The organism is Microbulbifer marinus (assembly GCF_900107725.1).
In the GTDB taxonomy this organism is placed as follows: domain Bacteria; phylum Pseudomonadota; class Gammaproteobacteria; order Pseudomonadales; family Cellvibrionaceae; genus Microbulbifer; species Microbulbifer marinus.
Genome location: NZ_FNQO01000001.1, coordinates 982,336 through 1,001,402 on the forward strand (window position 1 = coordinate 982,336; position 19,067 = coordinate 1,001,402).

Annotated in this window: 19 protein-coding genes; 11 read left to right on the forward strand and 8 right to left on the reverse strand. The window is 58.9% G+C overall.

Annotated elements, in window-relative coordinates:
* The first annotated feature begins 7 nt into the window (after positions 1-7).
* Entirely contained in the window at positions 8-670 is a 663-nt protein-coding gene (locus BLW36_RS04230) for an HAD family hydrolase (protein ID WP_091385469.1), read from the forward strand.
* Positions 671-745: 75 nt separating this feature from the next.
* Positions 746-1,504: a YciK family oxidoreductase gene (locus BLW36_RS04235; RefSeq protein WP_091385472.1), complete on the forward strand. Its 759-nt coding sequence runs from the start codon at positions 746-748 to the stop codon at positions 1,502-1,504.
* Positions 1,505-1,594: 90 nt separating this feature from the next.
* Here BLW36_RS04235 and BLW36_RS04240 read toward each other — a convergent pair whose 3' ends face one another.
* A complete protein-coding gene (locus tag BLW36_RS04240; protein ID WP_091385474.1) occupies positions 1,595-1,972 on the reverse strand; it encodes a hypothetical protein in 378 nt (125 codons plus the stop codon).
* A gap of 155 nt (positions 1,973-2,127) precedes the next feature.
* Here BLW36_RS04240 and BLW36_RS04245 point away from each other — a divergent pair, with 155 nt between their 5' ends.
* From BLW36_RS04245 to BLW36_RS04265, 5 genes are all read left to right on the forward strand, one after another.
* The gene (locus tag BLW36_RS04245; RefSeq protein WP_091385476.1) at positions 2,128-2,550 is read left to right on the forward strand and encodes a hypothetical protein; all 423 of its coding nucleotides are present in this window, start codon (positions 2,128-2,130) and stop codon (positions 2,548-2,550) included.
* 605 nt (positions 2,551-3,155) lie between these two features.
* Positions 3,156-4,289: a sigma-70 family RNA polymerase sigma factor gene (locus BLW36_RS04250; RefSeq protein WP_244506125.1), complete on the forward strand. Its 1,134-nt coding sequence runs from the start codon at positions 3,156-3,158 to the stop codon at positions 4,287-4,289.
* Positions 4,290-4,387: 98 nt separating this feature from the next.
* Positions 4,388-4,981, forward strand: a complete 594-nt coding sequence (locus BLW36_RS04255; RefSeq protein WP_091385480.1) for an acyloxyacyl hydrolase — start codon at positions 4,388-4,390, stop codon at positions 4,979-4,981.
* A 276-nt stretch (positions 4,982-5,257) separates the two neighbouring features.
* Entirely contained in the window at positions 5,258-5,440 is a 183-nt protein-coding gene (locus BLW36_RS04260; protein ID WP_091385482.1) for a hypothetical protein, read from the forward strand.
* Complete coding sequence (locus BLW36_RS04265; protein WP_091385483.1) at positions 5,434-5,742, forward strand: glycosyltransferase; 309 nt, start codon at positions 5,434-5,436, stop codon at positions 5,740-5,742. The genes BLW36_RS04260 and BLW36_RS04265 overlap by 7 nt, the downstream gene beginning before the upstream one ends.
* A gap of 1 nt (position 5,743) precedes the next feature.
* Here the strand turns inward: BLW36_RS04265 and BLW36_RS04270 are convergent, their stop codons facing one another.
* Positions 5,744-6,865 carry a glycosyltransferase gene (locus BLW36_RS04270; protein WP_091385485.1) on the reverse strand — a complete coding sequence of 374 codons (1,122 nt, stop codon included), beginning with the start codon at positions 6,863-6,865 and terminating at the stop codon, positions 5,744-5,746.
* Positions 6,866-7,130: 265 nt separating this feature from the next.
* Here BLW36_RS04270 and BLW36_RS04275 point away from each other — a divergent pair, with 265 nt between their 5' ends.
* Positions 7,131-8,021 (forward strand): TraB/GumN family protein, encoded by an 891-nt coding sequence (locus tag BLW36_RS04275; RefSeq protein WP_091385487.1) that lies wholly within the window; start codon positions 7,131-7,133, stop codon positions 8,019-8,021.
* A gap of 147 nt (positions 8,022-8,168) precedes the next feature.
* Positions 8,169-9,443: an OprO/OprP family phosphate-selective porin gene (locus BLW36_RS04280; protein ID WP_091385488.1), complete on the forward strand. Its 1,275-nt coding sequence runs from the start codon at positions 8,169-8,171 to the stop codon at positions 9,441-9,443.
* A gap of 57 nt (positions 9,444-9,500) precedes the next feature.
* Here the strand turns inward: BLW36_RS04280 and BLW36_RS04285 are convergent, their stop codons facing one another.
* Positions 9,501-13,067, reverse strand: a complete 3,567-nt coding sequence (locus BLW36_RS04285) for an indolepyruvate ferredoxin oxidoreductase family protein (protein WP_091385490.1) — start codon at positions 13,065-13,067, stop codon at positions 9,501-9,503.
* Between the two features lie 277 nt (positions 13,068-13,344).
* Between BLW36_RS04285 and BLW36_RS04290 the strand changes: the two genes are divergently transcribed.
* Positions 13,345-13,815 (forward strand): Lrp/AsnC family transcriptional regulator, encoded by a 471-nt coding sequence (locus BLW36_RS04290; RefSeq protein ID WP_078085981.1) that lies wholly within the window; start codon positions 13,345-13,347, stop codon positions 13,813-13,815.
* Positions 13,816-13,867: 52 nt separating this feature from the next.
* Here the strand turns inward: BLW36_RS04290 and BLW36_RS04295 are convergent, their stop codons facing one another.
* Both BLW36_RS04295 and BLW36_RS04300 read right to left on the reverse strand, forming a co-directional pair.
* Positions 13,868-14,380, reverse strand: coding sequence for a shikimate kinase (locus BLW36_RS04295; protein WP_091386940.1), 513 nt, complete (start codon positions 14,378-14,380; stop codon positions 13,868-13,870).
* A 61-nt stretch (positions 14,381-14,441) separates the two neighbouring features.
* Positions 14,442-15,164, reverse strand: a complete 723-nt coding sequence (locus BLW36_RS04300) for an acyltransferase (RefSeq protein WP_091385492.1) — start codon at positions 15,162-15,164, stop codon at positions 14,442-14,444.
* A 108-nt stretch (positions 15,165-15,272) separates the two neighbouring features.
* On the opposite strand from BLW36_RS04300, the gene BLW36_RS04305 reads away from it, so the two are divergent.
* Entirely contained in the window at positions 15,273-15,890 is a 618-nt protein-coding gene (locus BLW36_RS04305) for a class I SAM-dependent methyltransferase (RefSeq protein WP_091385494.1), read from the forward strand.
* Here BLW36_RS04305 and BLW36_RS04310 read toward each other — a convergent pair.
* The 3 genes from BLW36_RS04310 to BLW36_RS04320 are packed head-to-tail and all read right to left on the reverse strand — an operon-like array spanning position 15,819 to position 19,065.
* Positions 15,819-16,934, reverse strand: a complete 1,116-nt coding sequence (locus tag BLW36_RS04310; RefSeq protein ID WP_139304814.1) for a prenyltransferase/squalene oxidase repeat-containing protein — start codon at positions 16,932-16,934, stop codon at positions 15,819-15,821. The two genes, BLW36_RS04305 and BLW36_RS04310, sit on opposite strands and share 72 nt — an antisense overlap.
* Positions 16,931-17,719, reverse strand: a complete 789-nt coding sequence (locus BLW36_RS04315; protein ID WP_091385495.1) for a class I SAM-dependent methyltransferase — start codon at positions 17,717-17,719, stop codon at positions 16,931-16,933. Before BLW36_RS04315 ends, BLW36_RS04310 begins: the two co-directional genes overlap by 4 nt.
* Complete coding sequence (locus BLW36_RS04320; RefSeq protein WP_091385497.1) at positions 17,719-19,065, reverse strand: glycosyltransferase family 4 protein; 1,347 nt, start codon at positions 19,063-19,065, stop codon at positions 17,719-17,721. Before BLW36_RS04320 ends, BLW36_RS04315 begins: the two co-directional genes overlap by 1 nt.
* Between the last annotated feature and the right edge of the window lie 2 nt (positions 19,066-19,067).

A 19,067-nucleotide genomic window follows, 5' to 3' on the forward strand; every position in this document is an offset into this window, starting at 1 on the left:
AACGACAATGAAAGCTGTTTTATTCGACCTGGACGGCACCCTCTTCGATACCGCTCCGGACTTTATCGTGGTCCTCAACCAATTGCGTCATCAGGAACAATTGCCGCCGCTATCCGATGACACCATTCGCTCGGTGGTTTCCAACGGCGCGCGCGCACTCGTGACACTTGGATTTGGCAAGGACGAGGGTGACCCGGCTTTTGATGGACTGCGGCAGCGGCTGCTGGATCTGTATCTCGCGCATCTGGCCGAAAAAACCGTACCCTTTCCCGGTATCGAGAAGCTGCTGGACAATCTCGCCGCCCATAATATCGCCTGGGGCATTGTCACCAATAAGCCGGAAGCCTACACAGTCCCATTGATGCAGGCCTTCAAGCATCTGCCGACGCCGGCAGCGGTTATCTGCCCCGACCATGTGACCAACCGGAAGCCGGATCCGGAGCCCGTCCTGCTCGCCTGCAGCCAAATCGGTTGCGGCCCGGATGAGGCGGTTTATGTCGGCGATCACGAACGGGACATCCGTGCCGGGCGCGCCGCGGGCATGCCGACCATCGCCTGCCGCTACGGCTATATCGATAACGGCGATGATCCCGGCAATTGGGGCGCGGATCACCTGGTGGATTCCGCGGAAGAAATCTGGCCGCTGCTGCAGCAACTTTATTTAAAGTGAGCGCAATCCCTAACTGGAAGGCGGCGCGGAGGTGTAACTGCTGCGCACCGTTATACGACCAAACCTGGAATTTCTATGTCTGAATTCATCGGCGAATACAAAGCTCCCCAAGACCTGCTCAAAGGCAAAGTCATCCTGGTCACCGGCGCCGGCGACGGCATCGGCAAGACCGCAGCCAAAACCTTTGCCGCCCACGGCGCCACCGTGATTCTGCTCGGTCGCACTACGGCGAAGCTGGAAATGGTCTACGACGAAATCGAAGCGGCCGGCGGCCCGCAACCGGCGATCTTCCCGATGGACCTGAACGAAGCGCGCATCGAAACGTTCGAGCACTTCGCCGAAGCCGTGGACCAGGAGTTCGGACGTCTCGACGGCCTGCTGCACAACGCCAGCCTGCTCGGCCAGCGCACGCCCATCGCCAATTACCATTTCGGCACCTGGCAGCAGGTCATGCAGGTGAACGTCAACGCAGCGTTCGGTCTCACCAAAACGCTGCTGCCACTGCTGGAGAAATCTGAGGCCGGCTCTATCGTGTTTACCAGTTCCAGCGTCGGCCTCAAGGGCCGCGCCTATTGGGGCGCTTATTCGGTATCGAAATTCGCCACTGAGGGCCTGATGCAGGTACTTGCCGATGAGCTCGATGGTGTCTCCAATGTCCGTGCCAACAGCATCAATCCCGGTGCCACACGCACCAACATGCGCGCCGCCGCCTACCCGGCTGAGGATCCGCAAACCGTCACGGCACCGGAAGCGATAATGCCGACCTATCTGTACCTGATGGGCGATGACAGCCGCGGCGTGAGCGGCAAGCAGTTTAATGCGCAGGGTAGTTAGTCGCGGACTCGCGCTGCGACCTCCACATAAAAAAATACCCGGGAAATTCCCGGGTATTTTTTTGTGCGATGAAACAGATCGACCGGGAAATTATTCTTCCGCGTGATCAATCTCTTCTTCGGCCATTTCCATCGCTTCCTCAGCCATTTCCCCTGCTTCGTCGGCCATTTCCTCAGCTTCGTCAGCCATTTCCTCAGCCGCGGCCTCCACCGAGTCCGCTGCCTCTTCGGCAGTTTCCATCATATGCTCGGGGGCATCGGCAAATACGTCACCTTCAACTTCCGTCATTTCGTTGGTGGCGACAACCGCCTTGTCCGCAGCCTCTTCTGCCGCCTCGCCGGCCTGTTCCACCGCGGATTCAACTTCCTCCGCAATGGCAGCCTCGGGAGTCGCGGGCTCCATGTTCTGGTAATAGAAGTAGCCGCCGATAGCAGCGATTACGATAGCGGGAATAATGAGTTTCTTCATTCTCCGACCCCTGGATAGTGTGGATTTATGATTATTTGCACCGACTATTGTTCCACGCTGCTCCACCTAAAAACGTGAGATGTAGCACGTTTTTGTTTGTCGATTTTCGCCTATTCGGGCAAAATTTGCCTAACTAAACTAACGAAACTGACAATATGCGAACTGTACTGATGATTCCCCTGCTGGCGCTGCTCGCGACCGGTGCCAGCGCTGACAGCCTTGCCAATCAATTGAAAGGCTGCTCCAGCATTGAGGCCGATACCGAGCGGCTGGCCTGTTACGATGCGCTCAGCAACTCGCTCACCGAGCGAGCCGAGCAGCACTTCGGCCAGGAGCAGCAACGCGTTATCGAGGAGGCGCCCGACTCCATTGAGGCAACCATTGCACAGATTGACAAGGTGGCCTACGGCAAGCTGTTGATCACGCTGGATAACGGCCAGGTATGGCGCCAGAATGACAGCGGACGGGTCAACTGGAAAACCGGCGACTCGGTAACGGTGGAGCGCGCCCTGTTCGGCTCTTTTCTGATGAAGCCCACCGACGGAGGTCGCAATCTGCGGGTAAAGCGAGTTAAGTAACCGCCTTCCAGAAATCTCTCGACGCTGCCCACAGCCCGCGCCTGACGGGCAGCTTCGTCCACCCTCCCGATTGGTTTGCCTGTCCGGCGCCGCATTTCCGGCACGATACTACTCGCCAATGCCCCGCAGGCTTCGCGGTTCGAACTTCTGATTCCTGCCACAGCGCTGGAGTCCACAAAAAGCGGGAACAGAATCAGCTTCTCCACACGACGGTAGAACTGGCCGGTCGCAGAATCCAGTTGCGACCACCCGCGCGGATTCAGTTCCGCGGCGGCGATTTGCGAGCCAGCGGCAGCTTTACGCTCAGCCACCGACAACCCGGCCCGAAGTCTTTCAGCGCCGCCATAGGCCCTACAAGTAGCCGAAAATGTCGACTTTACCTGCGACATCCGTACGAAACGCAGCAATCGAGTCTCAGCGAGTAATTCCGTACGTCCAGCTTTAAGACCGATAAAACCATTCGGTCGAACATAGTCCGGCGCGGTATTCGACATTCATCTATATTCAAAAGGAATCAAGCGCCATGCGGTTGGCACCCACACAAGGAGCCAATTGCAGGCCGTCATACAGCCAACAGAAGGTTTACTCTCTTGTCCCGAGAAAATTTGTACTCAAGGGATGAAACATGGCTGAAGGACACAGACGAATCCCTCTCCGACGACATTCCTGCGGAGGATACTTCCGAGCGAGCCAGCAACGCTGAGCCCGAAGGCGCCGAGATACCGGCGGCGGAAGAAACGGTCGCCGATAGCAGCAGTACGCCGATGCAGAACTACCTCAAGCATCTGTACCGGTTGGAACTGCTGACGCCGGAAGAGGAACACACCACTACCTGCCTGCTAAGGGATCTGGAAGACAAGCTGATCGCGCTGCTGCAGAAACGCGGTACCGAGCTGGTGCAGTTGCGCAGCGAGGGCGTGGAGCAGCGCGGCAGCACCGGAGCCTACGATCACGGCCTGATCATCGCCCGCGCCGAGAACCTCCTCGCATCGGACAAGCTTTCGCGGCGCGACCGCACCTCCATGCAGAGCCTGCTGCGACGCTTCCAGGCCCAGCGCAAGAAACTGATCCAGTGCAACTTGCGCCTGGTCATCGCCATCGCCAAGCGCTTCCGCAATCCGTCGGTGCCTTTCATCGATCTGATTCAGGAAGGCAATGTCGGCTTGATGAAGGCCATAGAACGCTTCAAGCCACAGATGGGGTACCGCTTTTCCACCTACGCCTACTGGTGGATACAGCAGGAGATTCAGCTGGCCTTGCGCCGCAATGAAGATCTCGTGCGCCAGCCGGCCAATGTGCAGGACGACCTGCGCGCAATCTACCGCGCCATTGGCGAAGTGCGCGCCGATGGCCTGCCCGCTTCCGATGAGAACCTGGCCAAGTACACCGGTCTCGATCTGGAGCGCATCCAGAGCCTGCTGAAACTGCCGGGCCCTACCGGTTCACTGGACGATCCGGTGGCGGACGATCAGAGCAGTACGCGACTGGATTACGCGCCCGCGGACGAGCTCTACAATACCGATGAACTGGTCACCAACCAGGAGCTCGCCCAGCGACTGCGCGAAGCGGTGGCGCGCCTGCCGGCTCGTCAGCGAACCGTGCTGAATCTGCGCTACGGTTTAGCCTCAGACCGCGACTGTTCTTTCCGCGTCATCGGCGAGCAGCTCGGCCTCAGCCAGGAGCGCGCGCGCCAGCTGCACTCAGACGCGCTGCGGCAACTCAAGCGTCAGTGGCGTTGACCCATTGGCCGATGGCAGGCGGCACGACTTGCGCTTGTCATCGGCAGATATCCCGCTAGGCTTACTCACTGTTGCTTAACTGAATTAAGCGAGAAGCCATGCGCAGAGTGTTTGCGGCTGCTCCCGGTTCCAACGCGGTTTTTTCCGCCCTATGTTGTCTCGCCGCAATTGCCTGTAGCTTTTTTGTCACATCTACAGTTCGCGCAGAGCAGGAGTTGATAGTCAGCGCCGGCAAGGGTCTCGGCGATGCATTGATTCAGCAGAAATCGATTTCGGCCGCGGAAATGGTCGGGGTCAATTACTCGTACCTGTTCTCGGAATTTCGGGGCGGTATCGGCTACTGGCAGTGGTGGGCGCAGGGCAGCTATTCACATATGCGCCTGGATTATCGCGGCAAGAAGCAACGTCAGAATATTTTCGAACTAAAACCGGTGTTGCGCTGGTATCCCGACAAGGACCCGCACGGCATTTTTGGCGAAGTCGGCGTCGGCGCGGCCTACCTGACCAATAAAAGTTTCGGCGATATTCAACTCACCACAAAGCCCAATTTCGCCCTGCACTTCGCCGGCGGCTACCGCCTGCGCAGTGGCTATACTCTGTCACTGCGCTACAGCCACTTTTCCAACGCCTACACCAATACCCCGAACCCGGGGTTCGATTTTGCCTCACTGAACGGTCACTTCCATTTTTAGTGAGAGGCCAGCATAAGGTAGTCAATTTTTATAACGCCCCTCTAAAACCGTCAGAATTCAATCAAAGTTCTGTAACAGCCCTCCTTCAAAATACCCCTAATAAGATTATGAGGGATCTATAGACGCTACCGATCGGCGCTTCAATCGGGCAGTCAGACCATGCCGTCAGACTCGCAGCCTGAAGTTCAGAAGCCCACAATAGCTTCGACAGCACAGCCGCATCACGTTCACAGCGTCTGTCATCTGGTCGCCACACGCCTATTGACGCAAGCAGACATGGATGCGGTACTGGAGGTGCTGGTGCTGCTAGCGGTGGTGCGTTTGATCGTATTCGCTGGCGGCCGGGATAAGCCGGGGCTGGAACACATCAGTGAAAGGCTTAACCTCACTGAGAGTGTGAGACGTACCAGCCACATCGAGCGTTTCGGGGCTTTTATGCGGGGCGTGGATTTTTGCTGATACCGTCGCCCGGTGAAACCACAGCCTACACGCTTATCGAGGCGCTGCTGAACCGCTGCCCGGTGATCGCGGACCACAGCGGATATGCCGAAGAATACCGTCCGCCGGAATACCTACCGAAAAAGCTGGAACCTGCCTATCTGGTGGAGAAACTGCAGTATGCCCTGCAGGGCATGCACAGTCTGCGGCATGTTTTTTCCGCAACGTTCGAACGCGTCGCAACCGAACTGACCTGGAGCAGATGGGCCGGTCGACCTGGCAGATCTACGCGCAAATGCTCGCCTGATAAAGTACTTCTGTAAACTACCCGGCTGCTGGCGCCTGTACGGGTTGTAACAGATCCCTATACACCGCCAGTGTCTTGGCCGCCGTATCCTCGTGACTGAAACCGCTGAAAGAAATCTTCTGTGGACGCTCGAGGACTTGCAGGCTCGCCTCCACCAGTGCATCCAGACTGCCACGCTCAACCAGGCCCTGTGGAAAGCACTGTTGCAACATCTCGACAGCGTCCCCATCCACAAAGGAGATCACCGGGCAGTTCATCGCCAGGGCTTCGGCTGCCGTCATTCCGCAGCTGTCAGAACTTTTGGCCAGCTGGTAGGTGATCTGCGAGCTGGCGTAGAGTTCGCGCATATCGCGACGCTCACCGAGGAAAAGCACCTTGTCGCTCAATCCCAGGTCGAATGCCTGTTGCTCCAATCTGCGCGCGAATTTTTCCCCGCCCTGGCCCGCGGCACCGACCACCAGCCCGAACACGTCCTCACGCTGCCTGGCCAGTGCCGCCAGCAGCTGCAGGAATATCGTCTGACCATTTTCCGGCGACAGGGGTGCCGGCATCAGTAACCAGTTCTTCCCCTCCAGCTGCGGATAATCGTTGAGAAGGCGATTTTGCCAGTGACCTGAAATGGGAGCCCCGCGATCGAACTCGCGGGTATTCACCCCCCGGTAAACGACGTGCGGCGGCGTGCGCAATTTATGCCCGCAGCGTTCCTGCAGTTGATCCGCCACGCGCCGTGAAGTCGCGATGACCCGCTCGCCGGAGGCCAGAATTCCGTTGTAGAAGTTGCGTCGGTAAAAAGTATGTGCGGCGGTCACCAGGCGCGGGCGCTGCTCTTCCGGCATACCGCGCCAGGCGCGCAGGGTGATCCAGGCCGGCATATACGATCCGACATGGACGACGTCGGCCTGCAACTCCTGTAGCAGGCGGCGCATTCGCCCTGCCAGGCGCAAGGACCACAATGAATTTTTGTGCAACGGCATCTCGATGTGTTGACTGCCGCGCAGTGTCAGGCGGGCAACCAGTTCGCCGCCGCCGGAAATCACGATGGACTCATGCCCGAGACGGACCAGTTCATGGGCAAAATCCAGTGCTGCCTTACCCGTGACATCTGCTTCCAGAACGGGCAATACTTGTACAATTTTCAAACTGCCACCGTGAATTCCTTGAAAACCGGACTATTCTGCAGCCGTTCTGCACTCGCTCCCAGTGCATTCCGCACAAAATTCAATTCCGCCGTCGGGAATTGCTGACCACACCGCGCGGCCTATCCGGTCTGTTTGGCTTCGATACCACGGGCCGGCGCGCATCACCAATAGCGGTTCGGCAAGGCCACCTACAGCACAGGCTGCATGTGGAGACTCTGGTTGGGTGCTAAGATTTCATGTTAGTCGCCATTTCCAAGAGACAAGAATGCTGAACCGCTACTTTTTGCTCCCGCTGTTTTTCGTGTTCCTGTTGTTCGCCGCGGTCGTCAGTGCGGCGGAGAGCGATCGGGGAATTTTCTGGCAAGCGGAGAAGGCGGGCCGTACAGTTTACCTGCTCGGTTCCGTGCATCTTGCCACCGCCGATTTCTACCCCCTGCGCCCCGATATCGAGCGCGCCTATGCCGATAGTGATGCCCTGGTCGTGGAGGCCGATATTGTTGCAGCCGAAAGCGATATGGCCCTGCAACAGCAAATCATGCTGCAGTCGCTCTACCAGGGGGATCGCAGCCTGCGCGACGATCTGTCGCCGGCCGTGTACAAACAACTGCAGTCCTGGCTTCAGCAACGGCGACTGCCGGAGGCGATGTTTATCCGCCAGCGCCCGGCTATTGCCATGATCTCAATCAGCATGGTGGAAATGCAGGCCCAGGGGCTGGATCCACGACTGGGCATCGACCGGCATTTTCTGAAGAAAGCCAAGCGCGACGGCAAGCCGATCGTTGAGCTCGAAGGCGTACTGCAGCAGTTACGACTGCTGAACAGTCTGGAAAACCCGAGTCTGTTACTGCAGCAGACGCTGGAACAGTTAGAGGACATGCAGAATTTTGTGCCCAAAATGACCAGCGCCTGGAAACGCGGTGACAGCGAATCCCTGTACCGCCTCATCATTGCCGAAAGCCTGCAAGAACATCCCGAGTACCGGTCTCTGTACGACACCCTGTTTTTCCAGCGCAACCGAACGATGGCAGAAAAGATCGCAAGTGGTGCCCCCACGTATCAATCACTGTTTGTGATCGTCGGCGCCGGCCACCTGGTCGGGAATGAGAGTGTCATTGAACGGCTGAGGGAACAGGGTTACAAAGTGCAACAGCTGTGACCCCCACTATGGCGCGCCCCGCTTCAGCGCCTGTGAATTGTCCATTGTATTAATTGATTAACCAGGGCGCCCTCCCCGGCAATTGCTAAACTCGAAAAGTATCGCGTTACGCGAGCGTCTCAGCAATGGCATACAGGGAGGTAGCCAATGAACCGCTGTGCCCTTTTATGGATCCTGGCCGGCGCAGCCATCATCCATCCGGCACTGGCCGACCAGGCGGAAACCAAAGGTGGATTGAAGATCACGTCGGATGACGGAAACTTCTCCGCCGAACTCGGCGGGCGCATCCACTTCGATACCTACCTGTTCGACCGGGATATCGAGGATCCGGTCAGTACTACCGAATTTCGTCGCGCGCGACTGGCCATGAAGGGTCAGTTGTGGAACTGGGAATACAAACTGGAACGGGACTTCGCTTCCGGTGGTACCGGTGGCTTGCGCGACGTGTACATCGCCACCAAGGTACTGGGCGGCAAGCTGACCATCGGCAACTTCAAACCCTACCGCTCCATCAATGAGCTGACCAGCTCAAATGAAATCACGATGATGGAGCGCTCCTTCGCCTCGGCCAGCGGCATCTATGCCGACCGCGGGCGCCAACAGGGTGTCGGCTGGCTCACGCACTGGGACTGCTACACATTCGGTGCCATGGCGTTCAATCTGCGCGATCCCGGCGGGCCGCGCAACGAGGGTGTCGGTGTGGCCGGGCGCTTTACCTGGGCACCGATCAATGACGACCTCAGCACATTGCACCTGGGGATCTCGGGAAGTTACGAAAACGCCAACCGCAATTCAGACCCATTAGAGGCCGATGTCAGCTACGCGGGCCGTCGCGGCCCCAGCCAGCTCATTGCGTTCACCCCAGGCGACCGGGAGTTTTTCTTCAACGATTTCGACGATGACGAGTTTTTCTTCGGCGATCAGGGCGGCAGCGTTGGCACCGTGGGACTCGAGCTGGCCGGCACCTATGGCCCCCTGTACGGACAGGCAGAATACGTATATGGGGATTTTGACGGGGACTATTTCATGTCCGAAGATGTTTTCGAAGACTTCTTCGGTGCGCCACCAACCTTTAGCTGCGATCCAGATTTTGGTTGCTTCGTTGGTGGCCAGGATGTGCGCACCTGGTATGTCATGGGCAGCTGGGTGATTACCGGTGAACACAAGCCCTACGACAGTAAGAAAGGCGTGTTCAAGTCCGTAAAACCACACAGCGACTGGGGTGCCTGGGAGCTGACCGCGCGCTACGAAACCATCGAAAACAAGGACATCCGCAAGCTGGAAGCGAGCAACCTGCGGCTCGGGGTTAATTTTTATTTCAACCCAAAGGTGCGCTTTATGCTCAATGTGGTGCTGGGGGAAGATGACTTCACCGGCGACGATACCAATCAACTGGCGTTTCGCGCCCAGGCGAACTGGTAGCCTATTTCAAAGCTTCAGCGGGGGCGGCCGAAAAAGCCGCCCCCGCCCACAAAGGCCTCAGCCCACCTGCTGCGCCTTGGCCGGGTCGAAGACCTCGACCGGCGTGATACCTTCCAGATCCACGGACGGATTTTCGAATCGCAACAGCGCCGCATCGCGCAGCTTCTTCGCCTTTTCCAGGCTGGCATCCTTCACCAGACCATAGCCGCGAATTTCATCGGGGTAGCTCAGCAGATCGATCGCCGCGGCGTGGTTTTCGGCATTCAGTTCGCCGACGACCTTGTCCACCAGCTGTTCGTATTCACCGATAAGGGCGCGCTCCATCTTGCGCTCGGCGGTGTAACCGAAAACATCCAGTGCCGTGCCGCGCAGGAACTTCAGTCTCGCCAGTACGCCGAATGCCTTGTGCATCCAGCCGCCGAACTTCATCTTGCGCGGGCGACCGAGGGCCTTGTCGAACGGTGCCAGCAACGGCGGTGCCAGATTGAATTCCAGCTCGAAGTCGCCGGCGAAGTTTTCTTCCAGTGCCTTGGTAAAGCGGCCGTCGGTGTACAGGCGGGCCACCTCGTACTCGTCCTTGTAGGCCAGCAGCTTCGCATAGTAACGTGCGACGACTTCCGCCAGCGCCTCACTACCGGGAACCTTGAGGATTTCAGCGGCCTTTACCTTATCCACCAGGGCGCGATAACGCTGCGCCAACTCGGCATTCTGGTAGCCGGTCAGGTGCTCGGCCCGGTGCGCGACTATGTCTTCCAGGCTGCGCGGCAGCACAATTTCCGACTCGTCGCGCACCAGCAGTGCATCCAGCGCAGAGCGGTTCGCGGCGGCCAGACGACCGGCGGCAAAGCCCTGCAGATTGCCTTCGACGGCCACGCCGTTCAGTTCGATTGCCTGCAGCAGGGATTCCTGCTGCAGCGGTAATAGGCCTTTCTGCCAGGCGAAGCCAAGCATAAATATGTTCGCTGCCAGGGTATCCCCCAAGGCCGCGCTGGTGAGCTTGTGGGCTTCCACCGCCTCCAGTTCCTTCACCGCACCACTGATGGTGTCCAACACCGCCTGCGGCGAATGCACGTCTTCGCGGCCCAATACGGAGGCGGCGGTCGGGCTCAGGTGGGTGTTGACCACCGCGCGGCTGTGGGTCTCATCCAGTTTGGCCAGACAGGCGGCCAAGTTGCCCGCCGCAATCAGGTCGCAGGCCATCAGGCCATCGGCGCGGCCATCGGAGATACGCACCGCCTGCAGTGCCTCCGGCTCGGCGGCAAAGCGTACGTGCGAGTAGACCGCACCGCCCTTCTGCGCCAGACCGGTCTGATCGAGGGTACTGCTGGCCTTGCCTTCGATATGGGCGGCCATTGCCAGCAGCGCGCCGATGGTGACGACGCCGGTACCGCCGACACCGGTCACCAGCAGGTTGTAGGGCTCGGCCAGTGACGGCAGCTGCGGCGCCGGCAATTTATCTGCCTCGGTGCGCAGCACATCACCCACGCCGGCGCGCTTGGCCAGCTTGCCGCCCTTGATGGTGACGAACGACGGGCAGAAGCCGTTCACACAGGACATATCCTGGTTGCAGCCGGTCTGGTTGATGCGGCGCTTGTCGCCCAGTGCGGTTTCCACCTTCTCCACCGCAATACAGCTGGACTGCTGCACGCAGTCGCCGCAGCCCTCGCACACCAGCTCGTTGATAAACGGCCGCCCTTCCGCCTTTGGCAGCAGGCCGCGCTTGCGCTTGCGGCGCAGTTCGGTGGCACAGGTCTGGTCGTAGATGATGACGGTGACGCCTTCGGTTTCGCGCAACTCCTTCATCACTACCGGCAAGTGGTCGCGGTGGCGAATTTGCACTTCGCTCGGGAAGGTCAGCGCGCCCTTGTACTTGTCCGGGTTGTCCATGACCAGTACGACTTTGTTGACGCCCTCCGCCAGCACTTGGCGACAGATCATGTCCGGCGCCAGTTCGCCGTCGTGCGGCTGGCCGCCGGTCATCGCCACGGCGTCATTGAACAGGATCTTGTAAGTGATATTCACCTTGGCCGCGACGGAGGCGCGGATGGCGAGAATGCCGGAATGGAAATAGGTGCCATCGCCCAGGTTGACGAATACGTGCTTCTCACTGGTGAAAGGCGCCTGACCGACCCAGTTCACGCCCTCGGCGCCCATCTGGGTGAAAGTGTAGGTCTCGCGATCCAGCCACTGGGCCATATAGTGGCAGCCGATTCCGGCCAGCGCACGGCTGCCCTCCGGCACTTTGGTGGAGCGGTTGTGCGGACAGCCGGCACAGAACATCGGCAGGCGCGACACACTGGAACCGGCCTGCTGCGCGATGCGCTCCGCCAGCGCATTGAGGCGCATCAGCCGGTGCTTGGCGCGCTCACTCAGCTTGTCATCGCCGAGCACCCGGCCCAGTACCTGCGCCACGATTGCCGGCGACAGTTCGCCGTACATCGGCATCAGGGCGCGATCGTGTTCATCCACCTTGCCGAGGATACGCGGGAAATGCGGATCCTTCTGATGCACGTTGTACAGCTCTTCTTTCAGCTGCACTTCCATCAGGCTGCGCTTTTCTTCCAGAACCAGCAGCGTGTCGAGACCGCGGGCAAATTCCTGGATGCCGGGTACGTCCAGCGGATAGGTCATGCCCACTTTAAGGATACGGATACCGAGCGCTTTCGCCTTCTGCTCGTCGATCCCCATGTCCTCGAACGCCTGCATCAGGTCGAGGTGCGCCTTACCGGTGGTCACGATCCCCAGGCTCGCCTCGGGATTTTCCAGCACCACCTTGTTCAGGTTGTTGGCGCGCGCAAAAGCCAAGGCCGCCGGGCGCTTGTAGCGCCACAGGCGTTCTTCCTGCTCCAGCGGGTTGTCCTGCTTACGGATATTCAGGCCGCCCTCGGGGCGCTCAATCTCCGGATAGGAAAACTGTACCCGCTCGGGATCCACATCAACGGTGGCCGAGCTGTCCATATTTTCCGCCAGCGTAATCATTGCTACCCAGCAGCCGCTGAAACGGGACAGCTCGAAACCGTAGTGGCCGTAGTCCAGTACTTCCTGCACCGTGGCCGGGTTCAGCACCGGGATATGCATATCGACAAAGGCGAACTCGGACTGGCCCGGGTAGGACGAGGACTTACAGCCGTGATCGTCCCCCGCCACTATCAGGGCACCGCCTTTCGGCGACGAACCGGCTGCATTGGCATGCCGGAAGGCGTCACAGGAACGGTCAACGCCGGGAGTCTTGCCGTACCAGATACCGCAGACGCCATCCACCTCTGCACCTTCAAACAGCCCTACCTGCTGCGAGCCCCATACGGCAGTTGCCGCCAGCTCTTCGTTGACGCCCGGCTGGAATCGAACATTGTGCTGATCGAGGAGTTTTTTCGCGCGGGAGAGCTGCTGGTCGTAGCCCCCCAGAGGAGAACCGCGGTAACCGGAGATAAAGGTAGCAGTGTTGAGTCCGCGGGACTTGTCCATGCGCATCTGATCGATGGGCAGGCGGACCAGGGCCTGGATACCGGAGAGGAGCACGCGGCCCTTGAGGGTGGTGTAGCGATCGTCCAGAGAGATCCGTTTTGCCTGGCCATTTTCCGGGGACTGGGCCGCGCGCTGCGGGCTGCTTACTTTCTCACTCATTCGCCTACTTCCGGTTGTCTATTCAGCTCGAAACTGGATTCGAGTCATTGGTCATTATTCTTCCGGCCTAACTGCCATCAGCCGCCACCAGCCTCGATCACCCCGGTCGGCCACTGACCAACTGGCGGGCAATCACAAAAAGCGTTCAGGCTGCGACGAACTGGTCAGGTCATACTAGAACGTAAAGCGCAATGAAGCATTGCTTTATTTACGCATTTGCGCGTAAAATTATGACAAACATCTCGACTAGATTATTTTTTGTAGGATAGGAGTTTATATGAAGCGTTCGACAGACCTGGATGATTTTGACCGCAAGATTCTGCGAGCGCTGCAGGAGAACGCCGATTATTCCATGGCGGAACTCGGAGACAAAGTGGGCCTCTCCCATACTCCCTGCTGGCGCCGGATCAAACGCCTCGAGGCCGAAGGCATCATCCGCGGGCGCGTTACCCTACTCGACCCCCGCAAACTCGACCTAGGGGTCACAGTATACTGCTATGTCACTATACACAACCACGACGAGGAGTCACTGAACAGCTTCGAGTCGGCGGTCCAGGATGTCCAGGAAGTGGTGGAGTGCTATTCCACCAGTGGTGACAAAGACTATGTACTGCGCGTGGTCGTGGACAGCGTCGAGCACTACGAACAACTGCTGAAGCGCTCACTGGTGCATCTGCCGAATGTGGCCTCGGTCAATTCCACCTTCGCGCTGAAACAGGTGAAGTACACCACGCAGTTGCCGCTGTAAATTCGCGGCCTTCGACATAGGGCGAACACAGTGTTCGCCCTATGCCCCTCCCCTAATTCAGGGCGTTCAATTCCCGCAATACCTGATCCACCACCTGCTGCAGATCGCGGCCATCACAGCACACGGTAATATCCGCGTACTTGCGGTATAGCGCCTGGCGCTCCGCGAACAATTCCTCAAACGATTGCCCCGGCGCCATCGCGATACCACGACTTTCGTAATTGTGGATACGCCTGCGCAATTCATCCGCTGAACAATCCAGAAACACAACGGGACCGAAACGCTGCAGATTTGTCATGCCCTCGTCGCTATACACGGCGCTACCGCCGGTGGCGATGACGTGATTGGGCAGATCGGCGTCCGAGAGCACCTCACCCTCGATACGACGCAGATTCATGTAATCGCTCTCGTCGATTACCTCCTGCAGGGTCTTGCCTTCGCGCAACTGGATCATCACGTCGGTATCGACAAAATCCAGAGCCAGCTCCTTCGCCAGCAATACCCCCAGAGTACTTTTGCCGGCTCCCGGCATGCCTATCAGCACGATACTTCTATGTTGTTTCATTTCGCTATTGTATTTCGACTTGGCAGTACTGTCAGTTTCCACTGAAACTACCGGCTAACGCTCAATCTCCCCGCCTTGGCAGCAGTAGCGAGCGCAGCCAGCCCCGCAGGGAATTGCCGTCCAGCAGCATACGGTCCAGTCCGTCCATATTGTGCGCCTGGCGAAAGGCGTCGGCAAACAGTGCTTCGCGGGTGATCATGCGCCTGCGGGGGTTGATCTGCTTGATTTCGCGCGCGGGATTCCCGGCTACGACAGTGTTCGCGGGTACGTCTTTCGTCACGACACTACCCGCACCGACGACAGAGTTTTCACCGATACTGACGCCCTTACAGATAATCGCGCTATCCCCGATCCAGACGTTGTCAGCCAGTGTCACCGGGGCGGTACAGCGGAAGGGACGCGTGCGATTGTAGAGACCGTGCCAGTCGGAATCGGATATATACACGTTGGCGGCGATCATGCAGGCATCGCCGATAGTGATAGAGGCCTCCGCAGAAATGCGCACCCCCGGAGAAATCAGCACATAGTCGCCGATTTTAATAAACGCATCGCCACCACGGTGCCCGAGCGTGGTGAAGCGAATACAGTTATCCGGGGTAGAAATCAGATGTGGATAATTTCCCAGGCAAATATTTCTGCCGAAAACCCGCACCGAACCCGGATCCATAATTTCCGGCTCAATTCCTATAGCGTCAAACTGGGGCAACAAGAAATGCCGTGCTCGCCACTTGCGCAACCGTACCAGCCAGTGCTTTAGCCAATAGGGTCGATGGTCTTTACGCATCTTTCGAAATCCGGTTTTGCCGCATTTTTTCGTCGGAAAAATTCACAATTGCTTTTATCCAGGCGGCGGTTTAGTGTTTGGGCCATTCAATATAACGAGCGGTAAAAAATGTCTATCAAGCTGCCTATCGACGTTCACGCCATCAAGGGTTTTTTGGCCGCCCACGAGGGCGAAGCACTGTATCATTTAGCAGCAGAAGCCAGTGAACTTGGCCCCTGCCTGGAGGTCGGCAGCTACTGCGGCAAGTCAAGCGTATATCTCGCCGCGGCATGTAAACTCACGGACAACGTCTTGTTCGCGGTCGACCATCACCGCGGCTCAGAAGAGCACCAGCCCGGAGAGGAATACCACGATCCGGAACTGTTTGATGACAATGCGCAGCTGATGGACAGTTTCCGCACTTTCCGCGCAAACATTCGCGCGGCACAACTTGAGGATTGGGTGGTACCCGTGGTCGCGCCTTCCGCCGTTGCCGCGCGTTGCTGGAACACGCCACTCGGCCTCGTTTTTATCGACGGCGGCCACTCACTGGAAGCAGCGATGACCGACTATCGCAGCTGGTCTCGCCATATCGTGCCCGGGGGCTATCTCGCCATCCACGATATTTTCCCGGACCCGGCTGACGGCGGACAGGCGCCCTACGACATCTATAAACTAGCCCTGGCTTCCGCTCAATTCGAACTGGTGGAGACGGTCGACACGCTCGGTGTCCTCCGCCGGGTCTGACAGCAGCCGCACCGAGGTAAAAAGCCCGCTCGCCGGCGTCAGCCCGGCGAGCGCGTCAGCGGCGAGCAGCATGGCCCCCACCGTCCAGGTGGTTTTCTCTTCCGGCCAGATCGCCTGGTCGCGGTAAACGTAGCCGGTCCAGTAACCGCCATCTTTGTCCTGCCAGCGGTGCAATCCGCGGTAAAGCTTGGCCGCGCGCCCCATTTCTCCTGCCGCGATCAGTGCCATCGTCAGCTCGCAGGATTCCGCCACCGTCACCCAGGGCTCATCGTTGACACAACGGCAGCCCAGCCCGGCCACGACAAACTCATCCCACTTCTTCTGCAGGCGCGCCCGCGCCCCGCTGCCGGAAACCACACCGGTCAGCACCGGGTAAAACCAGTCCATTGAAAAGCGCGCCTTGCTTTCCCAGGTGCGGTCAAAACGCTGCGGCCGCTCCCGCAACGCCGTGCCCAGAGCAGTCCTGCCGGCAAGCCAGTGCGGACGCGAATGGCCGAGCCTGTGGGCGATATTGATCGCGCACTCCAGGCTCTTGTATATCGAGGCACAACCGGTTATCAGCGCGTCTTCCTTTGGCTTGCCATCGGTATCGACGGCCCAGTGAATTTCTCCGTGTTCAGTCTGCAGGGAGAGCACGAACTCCACCGCTTTTTCTACGGTCACCCAGTAGCGCAGCAAAAAATCCACATCACCGGTAATCAGGTAGTGATGCCAGACACCGGTGGCAACATAGGCCACGAAGTTGCTCTCGCGGCGCTCGCAATTGTGCACCTCGCCATCCTTGTACGCCGCCCACCAACTGCCGTCCGCCAACTGGATATCGGCAAGCCAGCGATAGGCCTTCTCCGCCGCGGCAAACTCGCCAGCGATACTAAGGCCCATCGCCGCCTCTACATGATCCCAAGGGTCTGCGTAACCGCCATCAAACCAGGGGATGGCACCATCGCTGAGCTGTTGCGAGAGAATATAATCGGCGCTATCTCGCAGGAAACCACGCGGGAACAGCCCTATTTCGGCCGGGGAGGAAATCGCCAGATCGCTCAAGACTGTGCCTCCACTGCAATTCCCGCTGGTACCGCCGTGGAAGGAATTTCTTTGCCTGCCCCTGCGTTAACGGCTGACAGCTGCGGCTTTACAAAATAGAGCACGATGCTTTTACCCAGGACAGGGTTCAGTAGTTTTTCCAGTGTGCGCGTCAACAACGGCTTTTTCATCAGATCCCAAACCAGCAGCCGGTGATAGGCCGCGAGCAACCGGGATTCAGGCTTGTTCCACAGCCAACACTTTAACCACCAGTAAGGGGCATGCAGGGCGTGTGCCTTGTGCCGGGCAAAAAATCGATGACCGAGCTTTTCAATACTGCCGCGCAGCTCGCGCTCGCGGAAGATGCGGATGTGCCCCCCTTCCACCTGGTGGTAAGCATCGCTGAGCCGCCAGCAGACCCATTCCGGAAAAAATGTCGGGACACTCGCGGCAAACACGCCACCCGGTTTCAGTATCCGGTCGATCTCCTGAAGCACTGCCCGGTAATCTTCAATGTGTTCCAGTACTTCCGAACAGATGACCACATCAAAGCTGTCATCTGCAAACGGCAGCTGCAGACCATCGGCCACCCCAAGCAGCAGTCGCCCGCACGCCTGCTCCTGCTCGACAAACGGCTGCGCGCGCTCACTGGCGGTGCGCACATCGTCGATATTCAGATCGAGGCCGACGATATCCACCGCCTCTGAAATCAGCAAGTGTATGGAATGGCGTCCTTCGCCGCAGCCAAGGTCCAGCACTGTCTGCCCTGGCTGTAGCTTCAACAGCTGCGGGTCGACGGTAATCATCAGGCCGCCTCCGCGCCGTTGGCGCCTGTGGGCGGTGCCAGCCGCTGTTGTGGCAGCGTTTCAATCCGAGGCTCGCCGATTATCTGCCGGTAGTAGTCAACCAGACGCGATGCCGCCAGCCGCCAGGAAAACTGCTCAACGATACGGGCCCGGCCTTTCTCTGCCAGCCGCGCACGCAGGGCGTCGTCCGTGAGGAGGTTCTGCAGCGCCCGCGCCAGGGCCTCGCTATTACCGGCAGGCACGATGACGCCCGCATCGCCCACCACTTCCGGCAAGGCTCCGCCATCACTGGAAATCACCGGTACCCCGCAGGCCATTGCCTCACCTGCCGGCAGGCCGAACCCCTCATAGAGGGACGGACAGACCACTACGCTGGCACTCGCGTAATAATCGACCAGCTGCTGGCTGGATATGCCGGATACAAATCTGACGCACCCCTGCAGCCGCAATTCGCCCAGCAACTGCTCTGTGGCGCCGCCTTGCTGCAGGCGCCCTACCACCAGCAACTCCAGGTTCGGGAAGCGCCCGCGCAGCCCGGCTATGGCATGCAGCAGGAAGCGCAATCCTTTCAGGGGCTGATCTGCCGAGGCAGTCGTCATAATACGCAGTGGCCTGCGCTCGACATGGTGCTGCGGCTTGAAAATATCGGTATCGATGCCGTTGTAAATCAGGTGGATCTGCCGGGGGGCCACACCAAACTGCTCGACAATGTCCTGCTTTGACTGGCGAGATACCGTGACGATGTGCCGCAGCTTCCGGGCCACCTTGATCTGCATGCCGAGGAAACTGTGCCAGCGGCGGACCAGCAGGCGGAAACGCCAGTCTGGGGCGGCATCCAGGGCCAGCTGGCGATCGCGCGTAATCGGGTGGTGGATGGTCGCAACAACCGGCATTCCACTACGTTCGATATCCAGCAGGCCGTAGCAGAGCGACTGGTTGTCGTGCACGATGTCGTAATGCTGGCCGTGGCGGCGCAGGTATTTCGCCACGCGGCGACCGAAGGTATAGGGCTCGGCAAAACCGCCGGTCAGCTTGCCCCACCATTCAAAGAAATCGGCCCAGGAGAACAAGTGCCTGAATCTCAGTGCGCGGGTCGGGTTCTCAACCTCAAACAAGTTCAGCCCCGGCATCTTGATCAGCTTGACTCGCGGGTCCAGCTCCGGATAGGGCTGTCCCGAAATCACATCCACGGAGTGACCGGCTTCTACCAGCGCCTTACTCAGATAGTGAAGGTAAACCCCCTGCCCGCCACAGTAAGGGTGACTGCGATAGCCCAGCAGGCAAATTTTAAGCGGCTGCGAATCCGCAACCGATGGACCGTCTGCAAAATTCCCCAAGGCGGTCATAG

Coding starts and splice junctions, on each gene's coding strand:
- BLW36_RS04230 (WP_091385469.1), top strand. CDS start 8: ATGAAAGCTGTTTTATTCGACCTGGACGGCACCCTCTTCGATACCGCT.
- BLW36_RS04235 (WP_091385472.1), top strand. CDS start 746: ATGTCTGAATTCATCGGCGAATACAAAGCTCCCCAAGACCTGCTCAAA.
- BLW36_RS04240 (WP_091385474.1), bottom strand. CDS start 1,972: ATGAAGAAACTCATTATTCCCGCTATCGTAATCGCTGCTATCGGCGGC.
- BLW36_RS04245 (WP_091385476.1), top strand. CDS start 2,128: ATGCGAACTGTACTGATGATTCCCCTGCTGGCGCTGCTCGCGACCGGT.
- BLW36_RS04255 (WP_091385480.1), top strand. CDS start 4,388: ATGCGCAGAGTGTTTGCGGCTGCTCCCGGTTCCAACGCGGTTTTTTCC.
- BLW36_RS04260 (WP_091385482.1), top strand. CDS start 5,258: ATGGATGCGGTACTGGAGGTGCTGGTGCTGCTAGCGGTGGTGCGTTTG.
- BLW36_RS04275 (WP_091385487.1), top strand. CDS start 7,131: ATGCTGAACCGCTACTTTTTGCTCCCGCTGTTTTTCGTGTTCCTGTTG.
- BLW36_RS04280 (WP_091385488.1), top strand. CDS start 8,169: ATGAACCGCTGTGCCCTTTTATGGATCCTGGCCGGCGCAGCCATCATC.
- BLW36_RS04285 (WP_091385490.1), bottom strand. CDS start 13,067: ATGAGTGAGAAAGTAAGCAGCCCGCAGCGCGCGGCCCAGTCCCCGGAA.
- BLW36_RS04290 (WP_078085981.1), top strand. CDS start 13,345: ATGAAGCGTTCGACAGACCTGGATGATTTTGACCGCAAGATTCTGCGA.
- BLW36_RS04295 (WP_091386940.1), bottom strand. CDS start 14,380: ATGAAACAACATAGAAGTATCGTGCTGATAGGCATGCCGGGAGCCGGC.
- BLW36_RS04300 (WP_091385492.1), bottom strand. CDS start 15,164: ATGCGTAAAGACCATCGACCCTATTGGCTAAAGCACTGGCTGGTACGG.
- BLW36_RS04305 (WP_091385494.1), top strand. CDS start 15,273: ATGTCTATCAAGCTGCCTATCGACGTTCACGCCATCAAGGGTTTTTTG.
- BLW36_RS04315 (WP_091385495.1), bottom strand. CDS start 17,719: ATGATTACCGTCGACCCGCAGCTGTTGAAGCTACAGCCAGGGCAGACA.
- BLW36_RS04320 (WP_091385497.1), bottom strand. CDS start 19,065: ATGACCGCCTTGGGGAATTTTGCAGACGGTCCATCGGTTGCGGATTCG.